This is a genomic window from Cupriavidus pampae (genome assembly GCF_914271485.1).
Taxonomy (GTDB): Bacteria; Pseudomonadota; Gammaproteobacteria; order Burkholderiales; family Burkholderiaceae; genus Cupriavidus; species Cupriavidus pampae.
The window spans coordinates 17,464-31,238 of the sequence record NZ_CAJZAG010000013.1 but is presented as its reverse complement, the minus strand read 5'-3'; the positions used below and the strand labels follow the sequence as shown (position 1 = coordinate 31,238).

The following is a 13,775-nucleotide window of genomic DNA, read 5'->3' as shown; positions in this document are numbered from 1 at the left end:
CCCCGACGCGCGGCCCGACGATCGGAGGACGCCATGAGCAAGCTGCTATCCGTCAATGTTGGCAAGACCAGCGAGGTCGCCTGGCAGGGGCGGATCGTCCGTTCCTCGATCTGGAAATCTCCAGTCGAGGGCCGCGTCTTCGTCGGCCGGCTCAATATCGACGGCGATGCGCAGACAGACTTGCAGGGCCACGGTGGCGAACAACGCGCCGTGTTCGTGTACCAGATGTCTTCCTATCGATACTGGAACGAATTCCTCGGACGCGAAGGCTACGAGTACGGCCAGTTCGGCGAGAACCTGACGGTGGAGGGGCTCGAGGACGCCGAGGTCTGCATCGGTAATCGCTACCGCATCGGCACGGCGGAGTTCGAGGTCTCGCAACCTCGGGTGACCTGCTACCGGCTCGGCATCCGCATGGCGGTTCCGGAGTTTCCGGCACTCGTGGTGACGCACGGTCGTCCCGGTTTCTATATGCGCGTGCTCAGGGAGGGCCATATCGCGGCCGGCGACGATATCGAGCTGCTCTCCACTGGCGCCGAACAGATGTCGGTGACGGCCGTCGATCGCTTGCTCTATACCGAAGATCACCCCGAAGACGCGCTATGCAAAATATTGCGCGAGCCCGCGCTCAGTATCGGATGGCGGCATTCCTTCGAATCGATGCTGGCGGCCCAGGGCAGCGGCTCGGGCAATGCCGGCCTCGACCCGAGCGAACCCGCTCTCGCATGGCCAGGCTTCCGCGAGTTCCGTGTCGCGCGGACCGCGATGGAATCGGACGACGTGAAGTCGATCTGGCTGGAAGCGATCGACGGCGCAGCGTTGCCGCCTCCCTTGCCCGGGCAGCATCTTGCGATCAAGGCGACCGCGGGAGAGAACGGGGCGACCGAGATGCGCATGTATTCGCTATCGGGCGACCCTGCACTGAGTACCTATCGGATCAGTGTCAAACGCGAGGACCATGGGCTGGTCAGCCGCTACCTCCACGCCAACGCGGCAGCGGGCATGACGCTGGAAGCGAGCGCGCCGCGCGGAGATTTTCTGCTGAAACCGGGTCAGACGCCGGTGGTGTTGCTCAGCGCGGGGATCGGCGTCACCCCGATGCTGGCGATGCTGTACGCGCTGACCGAAGACAAGGCCACCAAACGCGACGTGTGGTGGTTTCACGGCGCGCGCGATGGCCGGCACCATGCGTTCCGGCAAGAGGTGCAGGCGCTGGTCAGTCAACGGCCCAGCACCAGGGTCAGCGTGTTCTACAGCCGCCCCGACGCGGAAGACCGAACCGACGGACGGTTCAACATCGAAGGACACCTCACGGTAGCCCAGATACAAGCGTCGGGCGTGCCAAAGGAAGCCGATTTCTACCTGTGCGGCCCCCAACCGTTCCTGCAAGCCATGCGAAAGCAACTGAGCGAGTGGGGCGTGGCTAATGGGCAGATTTACGAGGAGGTCTTCGGCGCGGAAATCGGCACATCGTCCGGCGTGCCCGGCACCAAACCCCACCTGCCAGAAGGCCCCGCCGGCGACGGACCCGCAGTGGGCTTCGTCCGCAGCGGCGTCACCGTCAACTGGAGCACCCGCTACAAAAGCCTGCTGGAACTCGCCGAAGCCTGCGATGTACCAGTGCATTGGTCATGCCGAACAGGCGTCTGTCATAGCTGCCGGGCATCGTTGCTCGATGGAACAGTGCGCTATTCACCAGAGCCTCTGTCGGCACCGCCATCAGGATCGGTTCTGCTTTGCTGCGCCACACCGGAGAGCAAAATTCAGATCGAGCTTTGACTGCGGACGCGCGACCCGCGTATCCTCTCACTGCTCTCGGACGGCGCCAAGACAGGAAATACGACATGACGATCAAGACAGATGAGCAGGTGCAGGCGGAGATTACCGCCCTGAAAGCATTGCAACCGCAGCTTCCGCAACGCGCTCAACACGCGATCGATGCTGCGCTGAAGGTGTTGGAGGGACGGCTGTCCCATGACGCGGTGTACGAGTTGTTCGAGGAGGGCAGCGAAGAATTCGAGGACGCGTTTGCCGCGCGCATGTGGCGCGATGGCACTTCCGGTAGTGCCGCGTTGTCGGTGCTGTATCGCGAATTGATCTAGCCAGACTAGCGGGGCGGCACACGCTGGGCCGCCCCGGAGACATCTACGGCAATCAATCCGCCGTGATGTTCTTTGCCTTGATAATCTTGCCCCAGTACTCGGAGTCCTTGGCCACCAGATCGCCGAGGCCCGCCGGGTCCAGATAGCGCGCTTCGATACCAACGGCTTCGGCGCGCTTCTTCGTTTCCGCTTGCTCAAGCACCTGCTTCACATTCGTGGTGAGCTTGGCGACGACGTCGGGCGGGGTACCGGCCGGCGCGAACAGCGCCACCCAGGCTTCCAGCTCGAAACCGGGCAACCCAGCCTCCGCAGTGGTCGGCACATTGGGCAGCATCGGATGCCGTGCCTTGCTGGTCACGGCCAGCGGCTTGAGCTTGCCGGTTTGAATATGTCCGATCACCGAGGGCGGGGTGGTGATGAACACCTGCACCTGTCCGGCCAGCACGTCCTGAATCGCCGGACCCGAGCCCTTGTACGGTACGTGCACCATCTTGGTGTCGGTGACCTGCGTGAACAGTTCCGTCCCGACATGGGACAGCGAGCCATTACCCTGCGACGCGTAGTTGACCTTGCCGGGGTTCTGCTTCAGATAAGCGATGAACTCCTTCAGGTTGTTCGCTGGCACGGCCGGATTGACCGTAATGACATTGGTCGCGACCGTGATCAACGCCACGGGAACCAGATCCTTCTGGCTCCACGGCAGCTTCGCGAACATCGACGGGTTGCCGACGTGGTACGCCGAATACGAAGCCAGCAGCGTGTACCCATCCTTCGGCGCCCGCGCCACCATCTGATAAGCAATATTGCCGCTGCCGCCAGCGCGGTTGTCGATGACGACCGCCTGCCCGAGCTGCTTGGCCATCGTATCAGCGATCAGCCGCGCGGACGTATCGACAACGCCGCCGGGAGGATTCGGCACGACGATGCTGATCGGCTTGGAGGGGTAAGGGGTGGATTGCGCGTTGGCCAGTGGGGCGCTGAGTGCCAGGCCAGCGGCGGCTACGACTGCGCCGGCAAGGATGGAATTGCGGTACTGCATAACGAGAGGCTCCTCCTGAGATGGATCTGTTTGCGTTTTTCTTGAACTCGGTTTTGCGTGCTGCCTCCGCAGCGTACAGCGATCTGCCAGCGTGTTGTATTGGCGGTTTCCTTGCTGCCACCAGAAGTCTGCTTATCGATACGACTCGGGTATCTACCTAGTTGACACCTATTTTCTTCCGCGACGAGAATGCAACGGTTGATTGAGCGAAGTCTCAGTCAGCACCTCAGCAACATTGCTGACCACATACCGGCTATGAAAGCCCCTGACATGCGCGCGTGCGCAGTCAGGGGCTTTTTGCTTTTTGGAGCTCGCATGTCCCTCTTGGGCAATCACAACGAACCTTCGCCATTTCCGCCAACCACCGTCGCCAGCATTCAGATGGCGCCGCGCGTGGGATGCAAAGACGAGAACCTGGCCCGGTCACTCGCAATGATCGAGCAGGCGGCCGCGCGCGGCGCCAGGCTCGTGGTGTTGCCTGAGCTGGCCAACTCGGGCTACGTGTTTGCCAGCCGCGCCGAGGCATTTGCGCTGGCCGAGCCAGTACCGGATGGCCCGTCCACGCAGGCCTGGATCGAAGCGGCGCGTCGCCACGACATCCACATCGTCTCCGGCATCGCCGAGCGCGATGGCGAGCGGCTCTACAACTCAGCAGTGCTTGTCAGCGCCAAGGGGCATCTCGGCACCTATCGCAAGCTTCACCTGTGGGGCGACGAGAACCTGTTCTTCGAGCCCGGCGACAAGGGTCTGCCGGTCTTCCATACCGAAATGGGTCGCCTGGGCATCGTCGTCTGTTACGACGGGTGGTTCCCCGAGACATTCCGTCTGCTTGCGATGCAAGGTGCGGACATCGTGGCCATGCCGACCAACTGGGTGCCCATGCCCAACCAGCCCGCCGACCGTCCCGCCATGGCCAATACGCTCGCCATGGCAGGTGCGCACAGCAACGGCCTGACCATCGTCTGCGCCAATCGTGTCGGCACCGAACGCGGGCAACCATTTATTGGCCAGAGCCTGATCGTGGGAGCGGATGGCTGGCCGATGGCGGGCCCGGCGTCCCTCGATAGCGAAGAGATTCTCTATGCGCGCATCGACCTGAGCGTCGCACGGCGCGGCCGGCAGTTGAACGACTTCAATCACGTTCTGCGCGATCGGCGCGAGGACCTCTACGACGCGATGCTCGGCATGCCGACATCGACGCCCCGCCAATAATGGCGCCGCATTCTTGTTCCCCCCTTTGACACAGGAGCTCACCATGAAAGCATTTCCGCTCATCCTTCGTGCCGGCGCCATCGCCGCCGTGCTGCTGACCTCGCAAGCTTATGCCGCCGACCCCATTCGCATCGGTGTCGCGGTTGGCCTGTCGGGCGCCAACAGCGTGGTAGCGCCCGCGGTGGTCCAGTCTTCGCAACTGGCAGTCGAGGAAATCAACGCAGCGGGCGGTATTCTCGGCCGCAAGGTCGAACTGGAGATCGTGGACGATGCCTCGGGTGCCGTCGGCGCGCAGAAGGCTTTCGATACTCTGGTATTCCAGAAGAAGGTCAGCGCGGTGATCGCCATGGAGACCAGCGCCGCGCGTAACGCCGCGCTTCCGGTCATCAACAAGGGCAAGGTGCCCTATATCTACACCTCGTTCTACGAGGGCCGCTCGTGCAACAACTGGATGTACGTCAATGGATGGGTGCCAGAGCAGCAGGTGGCCCCCGTCGTTGACTACTTCGTCAAGGCCAAAAACGCCAAGACCTTCTTCCTGGTCGGCAATGACTACGCGTTCGGGCGTGGCATGCTGGACTTCACGAAGAAATACATCGAACGCCAGGGTGGCAAGGTGGTAGGCGAGGAATACCTCCCGATCGACGGCAGTGACTGGACCACGGTGGTCTCGAAAATCCGCGCGGCCAAGCCCGATGCGTTGATCAGTGCAACCGCGGGCGGCGCCCCCAATGTCTCGCTTGCCAAACAGATCAAGGGCGCCGGCCTGACACTGCCGTACGGCAACCTTGCCATCGACGAAGGGACCGCGAAGACCATGGGCGACGTTGCCGAGGGCCTGTACATGTCGGCGTCCTACCTGACCAGCATCGAATCGGCAGAGAACAAGAAGTTCATGGCGGCGATGCAGAAAAAATTCGGTGCCGACCTGAAAACGCCGAACGAGTTGTCCGAGCCGCAGTATGAAGCGTTCTACCTGTTCAAAGCCGCGGCCGAGAAAGCGGGATCGATCGATGCGGCCAAGGTGACGAAGGCTCTCGGTGAGGTGTCGTTCTCGGGTCCTCGTGGCACGGTACAGATGAACAAGAGCCGGCACACGCCGCTCTCCATGCGCCTGGGCCAGGTGCAGGCTAACGGGTCGATCAAGATCCTCGAGACCTTTGCCAACGTCGATCCGGGTGCACAGTGCCCAAATATCAAGTAAGGGGACACCATGGCGCTATTGCTGGATCTGCTGACCACGGCGAGCATGCTGTTCATCGTGACGGCGGGGCTCATGATGATCTTCGGGGTCATGAAGATCGTGAACTTCGCGCATGGCGCGTTGCTGACGCTGGGTGGATATGCCAGCTACGTGGTGACGCGCCTGCATGTCGATCCGTGGCTTGGCTGGCCGCTCGCCATGATCGTGGGTGTCGCGGTGGGCATGCTGGTCGAGCGTCTGATCGTGCGGCCGTTGTACAAGCGTCCGCTCGACGCCATCCTCGCGACGTGGGGGCTCAGCATCGTCATCGGGCAATTGATCGTGATGGCGTTCGGCCGCGAAGTCCAGTTCGCGGACGCGCCACTCGCGGGCACATGGTCGGTTCTGGGCGTGGAGTACTCGGCGTATCGCCTCGTGCTGGTGCCCGTCGCCTTGCTGCTGTGCCTGTTGCTGACGGCACTACTGACGGGCACCCGCTTTGGCGTCAACACGCGTGCGGTGATCATGAACGAGGATCTGGCCAGCAGCCTCGGCATCCATTCGGGCCGGGTGCGTTTCATCACGTTCTGCCTCGGCGCGGGACTGGGCACGCTGGCCGGGGCCATGATCACACCGCTCTCGAGCGTCGATCCGAACATGGGTCTGCCATGGCTGATCAGCGCCTTTATGCTCGTCATGGTGTCGGGGCACTCGATGGCAAGCCTGCTGGTGACGTGTGTGGTGTTTGGTTCCGCACAGGTTCTGGTCAGTACCTATGCCAATCCGGTGCTTGGCGGCCTGACTATCGCCGTGCTGGCCGCGGTCACGCTGCGGATTCGTCCGAAGGGGTTTTCTCATGGCTGACAGTCACATCGCTTTGCCCGCATCCGGTCAGGCGCGGCAACGGCCATCGGCCTCTCGGCTGGTCGCCGTTGCGGCCGTAGCCCTGATCGTTATTGCGGCTGGGCCATGGTTATTCGACACGTACCTGCAGAACATCCTGATCAAGGCGTTCTTCTTTGCGATCGTGGTCATTACGGTAGATATCCTCTGGGGCTACACGGGATACCTGACCTTCGGGCAGTCCGCGTTCTTCGGCATTGGTGCCTATGTCGCAGGCCTGGTGTTCACGCACAGTGGGTTCAGCATTGCCACCGCCATACTTGGGGTGGTCCTGACCATTGCCACCAGTGCCGCCGTGGCGGCACTGGTGGGGTGGCTCTCGTTCTACCGTGGCGCATCGCCATTCTTTGCCACGGTGATCTCGCTGGTGCTGCCGATCGTCCTGACTCAACTGTTACTGTCCGGCGGCGACTGGACCGGCTCGAGCTCCGGGCTGACGGGCTATGAAACATTCGATTTTTCGATCGAAGCCTGGTACTGGATTGCGGGCGGGGCGCTCGTGCTGGCTGGCCTGCTGGCCTGGATGCTGGTGCGCAGCGATGCGGGCCGGATTCTCGCCGCCATTCGCGACAACGAGTCTCGCTGCACCTACCTGGGCATCAACACATCGCTGGTCAAGATCGTTCTGCTGGTCGCCATGGGGGCCGTCGCCGGCATCGCCGGATTCGGCTACGGATCGTTCAGCGGCGTCGTGGCGCCCGAACTCGCGGGCTTCGCGCTCGGTACGGAGTTCATCATCTGGGCGGCACTTGGCGGACGCGGCACGCTCTGGGGCCCATTGACAGGCGCGGTGCTCATCAATGTCGCCACCGCCTACCTCAGCGGCAGCATGCCGTTCGCGTGGCAGCTTATCCTCGGTGGCGCATTCGTCGTGGTCATCGTGTTGCTGCCGCAGGGGTTGATGCCGCTGTTGCTGAGACCGCTCGGCTTCGGCAGGTCATCGGTCCACGTCCCGCAGCTTCAGGAGCGCGAATCCGGGGCGGCTTCGAATCCGCCTTCCGGGCTTGCCATCCGGATGAAGGGCGTAGAGAAGAACTTTGGTGCGCTGAAGGTATTGCAGGGTATCGATTTCGAGGCCAGGCCGGGTGAACTGGTCGGGTTGATCGGTCCTAACGGTGCTGGCAAGACGACCCTGATGCGTTGCATGAGCGATGGCGCCGCGCGCAGCGGTGGCACGGTGGAGCTTTGCGGGCACGACATCCTGCAGTCGCCGCCCGAGACTTGCGTGCATTTCGGGTTGGGTCGCAAGTTTCAGAACGCCAATATCTTCGAATCGCTCACCGTGGCGGAATGCCTGCGCATTGCGGGTACGCGCCTGGAACGGCCGTCGCTGACCGGGCAGGATCGTTGGCTCCGCCTACCCGCCTATGCGTTGCATGTCATCCGCGTGACCGCGCTCGATCAGAAGCTGCACTGCGTCGCGCGCGACCTGTCGCATGGCGAGCAGCAGGCGCTCGAACTGGCGATGGTGCTGGCATTGGAGCCACGCGTCGTGCTGCTGGACGAGCCGACAGCCGGCCTGACGAAGACCGAACGCACGCAGATCGGTGAGGTGCTGTCATCGCTGGCGCATCGCTACGGGCTGTGCTGCCTGCTCGTGGAGCACGACCTGGATTTCGTGGAACAGATCGCCACGCGTATCGTGGTGCTGCATCAGGGCACCATCGCCATGCAGGGTAGCTTCCAGGAGGTGGTGAACTCACAGCTGGTCAAGACCATTTACTCCGGCAGCTCGCATGTGCAAAAGGAGGCGTCATGAATTCCGTCGCACTCAAGCTGGACGGCGTCACCAGCGGGTATCGCAGCGCGATCGTGCTCATGGATCTCTCCCTGCAGGTGAACAAGGGGGAAGCGGTCGCCTTGCTGGGCAAGAACGGTATGGGCAAGAGCACGCTGCTCAAGTCGATCATGGGCTTTCTGCCAAAGAAGGCGGGCACGGTTTACCTGCATGGAGAGGACATTACGCGCATGCCACCGCACCGGATCGCGCGGCAGGGCATCGCCTATGCCGCGCAGGAGCATGCGTTATTCGCCGATCTGAGCATCCGCGATAACCTCAGGCTGGGTCTGGCGGGGGAGTCGCTGTTCCAGGAGCGGTTCGACGCCATCGAGCCGCTGTTCCCCGTGTTCAAGAGCCGGTTGCCGCAACCCGCGGGCACGCTTTCCGGGGGCGAGCAGAAGATGCTGTTGCTGGCCAGGGCGCTGATGATGCGGCCTTCGGTCATCGTCCTCGACGAAATCACGGAGGGATTGCAGCCCTCGGTGATCGAGCGGCTTGCCAATGCCCTGCTGCGGGAGCGCGAGCAGCATGGCACCACCATGCTCATCGTCGAGCAGAATGTTCCCTTCGCGCTCAAGGTGGCGGATCGGTACCTGATTCTCAAGCAGGGAGAGGTGGTCGATCAGGGCGAGGCCAGGGCGGACGGTGCCGTCGATTCCGTGTTTGCACATTTGCGCGTCTGACTGCCAGAATACGCGGGCTATCTATCGAGTACGCATTGCCTTTATCGCTCCAGCCATGACATCAGCCTCTCCAAGCCTGCCGCTTTGCCAATTGATCTCGACCGGTGGCACGATCGCCATGAAGATCGATCCCGTGAGGAATGCGCCGGTGCCCGCGTTATCGGGGGATGATCTGGTCGCCATCGTGCCGGGCATCTCCCGCATCGCGCGGCTCGAGGTCAATAACCTCTCCAACGTGCCGTCGGACTATATGGACCCGGAGCGTTGGGTGGCGCTGCAGCGCGCCGTCGAGCAGGCGATCGCGCGGCCCGACATATCCGGCGTGATCGTGTCGCACGGCACCGATACGCTCGAGGAGACCGCCTGGTTCCTCGATCTCACGGTTCGCAGCGACAAACCGTTGGTGCTGATCGGGGCCCAGCGCAATGCCTCGTCGCCGGATTTCGACGGACCACGCAATCTGCTCAATGCCGCACGGATCTGCGCGGCATCGAACACGCGGGGCATGGGTGCGGTGATCGCCATGAATAACCAGATCAATGCCGCACGGGAAGTCAGCAAGACCCATACGGCGGATGTGGAGACGTTCAAGTCCGGCGACTTTGGCTTGCTGGGCGTGATCGACGAAGACCGGATCGTGATCTCGCGCACTACCGCGCGCAGGCAGTATATGGAGATCGGGCGTTCAGTACTTCCGCGCGTCGAGATCGTTCCCATGTTTGGTGGTGCCAGCGGCGACCTGATCCGGGCGGCCGTCGGTCTGGGCGCGGAAGGGATCGTCGTGCAGGCATTAGGCTTCGGCAATGTGAACGAGGCCATGTACGAAGCCATTCGCGAGGCCATCGCCGGCGGCGTGCCGGTGGCGATCTCTACGCGCGTTCCCAATGGTCGCGTGCAGCCTTCCTATGGATTCGTGGGCGGAGGGCAAACGCTGAAGGCGATCGGCGCCGTTTTTGCCGACAACCTCAGTCCGCAGAAGGCGCGGATTCTGCTGATGCTCGCTTTGCAGGAGACGCGCGACGGGCAGATGCTCCAAGATATCTTTGACCGATAGAGGCGCATCATGGCGGATGACAACTCACAGGACGATGGCTGGCGCGTTGGCGTGTTGTTCTCGCGCTCTGGCGCGACGAGCGTGACGGAGTCCGAGCATTTTTTCGGCACCGCACTGGCGATCGAGGAGATCAATCGGATTGGCGGCGTGCTGGATCGCCCGCTCATCCCAGTGGCCTATGATCCAAAGGGCGATGCCACCGAGTACCGCAAGCTCGCCACGCGTCTGCTCGTCGAGGACGAGGTCACCGTTATCTTCGGCTGCTCGCGCTCGTCGAGCCGCAAGGCCGTCCTACCCGTGGTGGAGCGTAGCAATGCGTTGCTCTGGTATTGCTCGTTCTACGAGGGCTTCGAGTACTCGCCGAACGTCATCTACACCGGCGCTGTGCCCAACCAGAACAGCGTGCAACTCGCGGCCTATCTGATGCAGAACAAGGGGACGCGGTTCTTCCTTGTGGGGGCCGACTACATTTATCCGCGCGAATCCAATCGGATCATGCGGGATATGGTGGAGCAGCAGGGCGGGGAAGTGCTGGACGAGGTCTACCTTCCCCTCGAGGCGGAACAGGGTGAGCTCGACGAAGTCCTGGAGGATATCCGTTTGTGTCAGCCCGACGTCGTCTTCTCCACGCTCGTGGGTCAGTCCGCACGGCAGTTCTATCAGCGTTATCGTGACTTCGGGCTCGATCCGAAGCGAATTCCGATTGCCAGCCTCTCCATGACCGAAGAGGAGATTCGCCTGATCGGGCCTGAACTGTGCGAGGGACATATCACGTCCGCCACGTATTTCGGGTCGCTGCAGAACGAAAGCAACCGGCGCTTTATCGATCTATGGCGCCAGCGGTTCGGCGATCGGCCGACCAGCACGTGGTCCGAGATGGCTTATACGCAGGTCCACCTGTTTGCGCGTGCGCTTCAGCGCTGCGGAAGCATGGATCGTCGCAAGCTCGTGGAAGCGGCGCACGCGGTCGAGTTCGATTCGCCGGAAGGGCGCGTCGTGCTCGATGCCGACAACAATCATTGCTGCCTGACGCCGCGCATCGGCGTCTGTCGCAGTGACGGTCAGTTCGACATTGTCTGGGAGGCGAAGGAACCGATCCGGCCGGACCCTTATCTGTCTACTTTCGGGTTCTCCGAATTCTGGTTGAGGTGAACCCATGAGTGCCAGCCTTCGACGACTCTATGAGGACCTGCGCAGCATATGCGTGACGATCGTGTATCCGCCGGGAGAGGATCGGGACATCATCGTCCAGCAAATACAGCGAATTGGCTGTCGGCTACGGATCGTCTGGCCGCATCCAGCGGATCCGCCGACCGGCTCCGACGTGATCTTCTTCCAGGTGTCGCAGGATCTGGAGGGCAACCCGGAATGGACCGCCGGCGCGGTGGATGCCGCAATGGTCGCGCTATCGGACTATGAAAGCCCGACAACGCTGAAACTGCTGCTCGACACCCGGGCCCATGGCGTCATCACCAAGCCATTCCGATCCGCCGGGATTTTGAGCACCCTGGTGCTGGCACGCTCGTCACAAGGTTTCCACCAACGCCTGCAGGGCAAGATCGACAAGCTTGAATCGACCATGCGGTCACGCCGGCAAGTCGAAAAAGCCATTCGCATCCTGGGCGACCATCAGCAGATGTCGGAGACTCAGGCTTATGAATACATGCGCGAACGCGCGACCAAGCTACGCGTGACGGTCGCCGAAGTCGCCATGATGGTGCTGGATGCGCACGAGTCGATGGAGAAGCTTGGGCTGGGGAAGATTGCGCCAAACAAGGGGCGGTGATGTTTGGCGTGGATCCGTCCAAACAGAAATCACATATCTTGATAACTATCATTATCTCGATAGCAACTTTAAGCATCTAACTCCGGTCGCTGCGGTACTATTGGAGCCGTCCAAATTCCCTCGATTTGCCTTGCCTCGAACCTCCGAACCCGCCACGACCCTCTCGCCAGCACGCCGACGCCAGCGCGCTGCGGTCGCACCTGCGCGGCTGCTGGGGCCGCATCATTTCGCGTTTTATCGTGGCGTGCTCGAAGGTGTTGACCTCGCTCGATTGGCCGATCGTTATCTGGATACGGGACTCGATCTGCGCCTGGCGCGCGCGACGGCTGACTGGATTGCCGAGGAGCTTGCCCGCGGTGTTCAGCGTCTGGCGACGCGGCCCGTGAGCAAAGACGGGAAGGCTGCGACAGCAGGTTCGACATCGCCGCGCCGTTGGAGCGAGTCCGCCTGGCACGCGTTGTTTCACCCGCCCGCCGGCGAGACCGCTTCCGCCCGGCAGGCTCGTCGCAAGCGTCAGCAACGCGCGCTCGATGAACTGCAACCGCTGCTCGCGGCACGCCCATCGGCTGACGATGCCGTCAGCGGCTGGTTCACGCCAGCGATTGCGCATCGCTTGATCGCCGTCGACTGGACCACGCTTGCTGCGTTGCAGGCTGGCATCGCGCAGGGCGGCGCGCGTTGGTATCAGCGTGTAGACCGTATCGGTGCCCACACGGCCCGACGCATCGAGGCATGGCTGGCCGAGTTCGCGACCGAGCTCGGCGCCATCCCTCCCGCTGCGCTGGTACCGCGACGCAAAGCGACCACTGCGGAGCTGTCGAGCCTGCGTCCGCCCGCCGCAATGGTCGCTCCGCTGGAATCGCTGCTGCTACCGCCGGCCCTCGATGGCCGGCACGGCCACAACCGCGCGGCCGCCGGCAGCGAGCAGCGTATCGCCGCGCAGAACGACCTGATGGCCATTCACGCCTGGCTCGGTGTGCATATGCCCATCGGCGGTCATACATGGCGCGCCTACCGTACGCAGGCAGAGCGTTTCCTGCTGTGGGCGGTGTTCGCCCGTGGCAAGGCCTTGTCCGATCTGACGGTTGAAGATTGCAGCGCGTATCTGACTTTCATTGCCGATCCGCAACCCGCAGCGCAATGGGTCGGTGCGCGCGGCACGCCGCGCTATCGTTTCGACTGGCGTCCGTTTGAAGGGCCGCTGTCTCCCGGCAGCGTGCGGCAGGCGTTCACCATCGTGAAGAGCCTGTGTACATGGCTGGTCAGCGCTCAGTACCTGCGCTACAACCCGTTCGCGCTGCTACCTAAACCCAAAGCCTCGGGGCAGGGCCGCATCAAGGTGGCGCGCAGCTTTACCGACGCGCAATGGCAGTTCCTGCGCAGTTTCGCCGCGGGTCTGCCTCCCGACGACGCCCGCACCGCGCGCATGCAGTTTCTGTTGCGCTTCGCCTATGCCACCGGCCTGCGGATCTCCGAACAGGCTCGGGTTACCGTCGGCGATCTGCGGCAGCAGGATCTCTCCGCCGATCAGCGCGGTGTGTGGACATTGTCGTTCGTGGGGAAGGGCACGCGCGCCCGCGAGGTGCACGTGCCCGCGCCGGTCATCGAGGTCCTGCGCGATTACCTGGCCGCGCGCGGCCTGCGCCGGGAGTTCGAGCGCCTGCACCCGGCAACGCCTCTGATCGGTCGCGTAAAGAACGATGGTGCCACCGGCCGACTCTCCGTCGCGCAGCTCGATGCAATCCGGAAGGGTTTCTTCGCTCAAGCGGCCGAGGTGCTGGCCACGGAGGACCCAGCCGCCGCTGCGCGCCTCGCACAGGCCAGCGCCCATTGGCTGCGACACACCTTCGGCTCCCACGCCATCGCACGCGGCGTGGCCCTCGACGTGGTCCAACACCAGCTCGGCCATGCATCGCTGGCGACGACCTCGGTCTACGTCCATGCCGAGGATGCCCGGCGCGCGCGTGAGCTGGATCAGGCAGGGATGTATTGATCGCGAACCGCGTGCAGAGCGCTCTCGTACCGCGAGATCA

The 13,775-nt window shown here is 62.9% G+C and carries 12 protein-coding genes; 11 read left to right on the top strand and 1 reads right to left on the bottom strand.

Annotation, left to right across the window (positions count from 1 at the left end):
- Nucleotides 1-33: 33 nt before the first annotated feature.
- The gene (locus LDO41_RS28430; RefSeq protein WP_223994377.1) at nucleotides 34-1,779 is read left to right on the top strand and encodes an MOSC and FAD-binding oxidoreductase domain-containing protein; all 1,746 of its coding nucleotides are present in this window, start codon (nucleotides 34-36) and stop codon (nucleotides 1,777-1,779) included.
- 65 nt (nucleotides 1,780-1,844) lie between these two features.
- The gene (locus tag LDO41_RS28425; protein ID WP_223994375.1) at nucleotides 1,845-2,102 is read left to right on the top strand and encodes a hypothetical protein; all 258 of its coding nucleotides are present in this window, start codon (nucleotides 1,845-1,847) and stop codon (nucleotides 2,100-2,102) included.
- 52 nt (nucleotides 2,103-2,154) lie between these two features.
- On the opposite strand, the gene LDO41_RS28420 is transcribed toward LDO41_RS28425, so the two are convergent.
- A complete protein-coding gene (locus LDO41_RS28420) occupies nucleotides 2,155-3,141 on the bottom strand; it encodes a Bug family tripartite tricarboxylate transporter substrate binding protein (protein WP_223994373.1) in 987 nt (328 codons plus the stop codon).
- 315 nt (nucleotides 3,142-3,456) lie between these two features.
- On the opposite strand from LDO41_RS28420, the gene LDO41_RS28415 reads away from it, so the two are divergent.
- The 9 genes from LDO41_RS28415 to LDO41_RS28375 all read left to right on the top strand — a co-directional run bounded on the left by LDO41_RS28415 (nucleotide 3,457) and on the right by LDO41_RS28375 (nucleotide 13,735).
- On the top strand, nucleotides 3,457-4,353 hold the full coding sequence (locus tag LDO41_RS28415; RefSeq protein ID WP_223994371.1) for a nitrilase family protein: 897 nt from the start codon (nucleotides 3,457-3,459) through the stop codon (nucleotides 4,351-4,353).
- Between the two features lie 43 nt (nucleotides 4,354-4,396).
- Complete coding sequence (locus LDO41_RS28410) at nucleotides 4,397-5,557, top strand: substrate-binding protein (protein WP_223994369.1); 1,161 nt, start codon at nucleotides 4,397-4,399, stop codon at nucleotides 5,555-5,557.
- Nucleotides 5,558-5,566: 9 nt separating this feature from the next.
- Nucleotides 5,567-6,400, top strand: coding sequence for a branched-chain amino acid ABC transporter permease (locus tag LDO41_RS28405; protein WP_223994367.1), 834 nt, complete (start codon nucleotides 5,567-5,569; stop codon nucleotides 6,398-6,400).
- Nucleotides 6,393-8,198, top strand: a complete 1,806-nt coding sequence (locus tag LDO41_RS28400) for an ABC transporter permease subunit (protein WP_223994366.1) — start codon at nucleotides 6,393-6,395, stop codon at nucleotides 8,196-8,198. The genes LDO41_RS28405 and LDO41_RS28400 overlap by 8 nt, the downstream gene beginning before the upstream one ends.
- The gene (locus LDO41_RS28395) at nucleotides 8,195-8,902 is read left to right on the top strand and encodes a branched-chain amino acid ABC transporter ATP-binding protein (RefSeq protein ID WP_223994364.1); all 708 of its coding nucleotides are present in this window, start codon (nucleotides 8,195-8,197) and stop codon (nucleotides 8,900-8,902) included. The genes LDO41_RS28400 and LDO41_RS28395 overlap by 4 nt, the downstream gene beginning before the upstream one ends.
- Nucleotides 8,903-8,957: 55 nt before the next feature.
- Nucleotides 8,958-9,956, top strand: coding sequence for an asparaginase (locus LDO41_RS28390; RefSeq protein WP_223994670.1), 999 nt, complete (start codon nucleotides 8,958-8,960; stop codon nucleotides 9,954-9,956).
- A 9-nt stretch (nucleotides 9,957-9,965) separates the two neighbouring features.
- The gene (locus tag LDO41_RS28385; protein WP_223994363.1) at nucleotides 9,966-11,108 is read left to right on the top strand and encodes a transporter substrate-binding domain-containing protein; all 1,143 of its coding nucleotides are present in this window, start codon (nucleotides 9,966-9,968) and stop codon (nucleotides 11,106-11,108) included.
- A gap of 4 nt (nucleotides 11,109-11,112) precedes the next feature.
- Nucleotides 11,113-11,742, top strand: coding sequence for an ANTAR domain-containing response regulator (locus LDO41_RS28380; RefSeq protein ID WP_223994362.1), 630 nt, complete (start codon nucleotides 11,113-11,115; stop codon nucleotides 11,740-11,742).
- Between the two features lie 130 nt (nucleotides 11,743-11,872).
- Complete coding sequence (locus LDO41_RS28375; protein WP_223994361.1) at nucleotides 11,873-13,735, top strand: tyrosine-type recombinase/integrase; 1,863 nt, start codon at nucleotides 11,873-11,875, stop codon at nucleotides 13,733-13,735.
- Nucleotides 13,736-13,775: the final 40 nt, after the last annotated feature.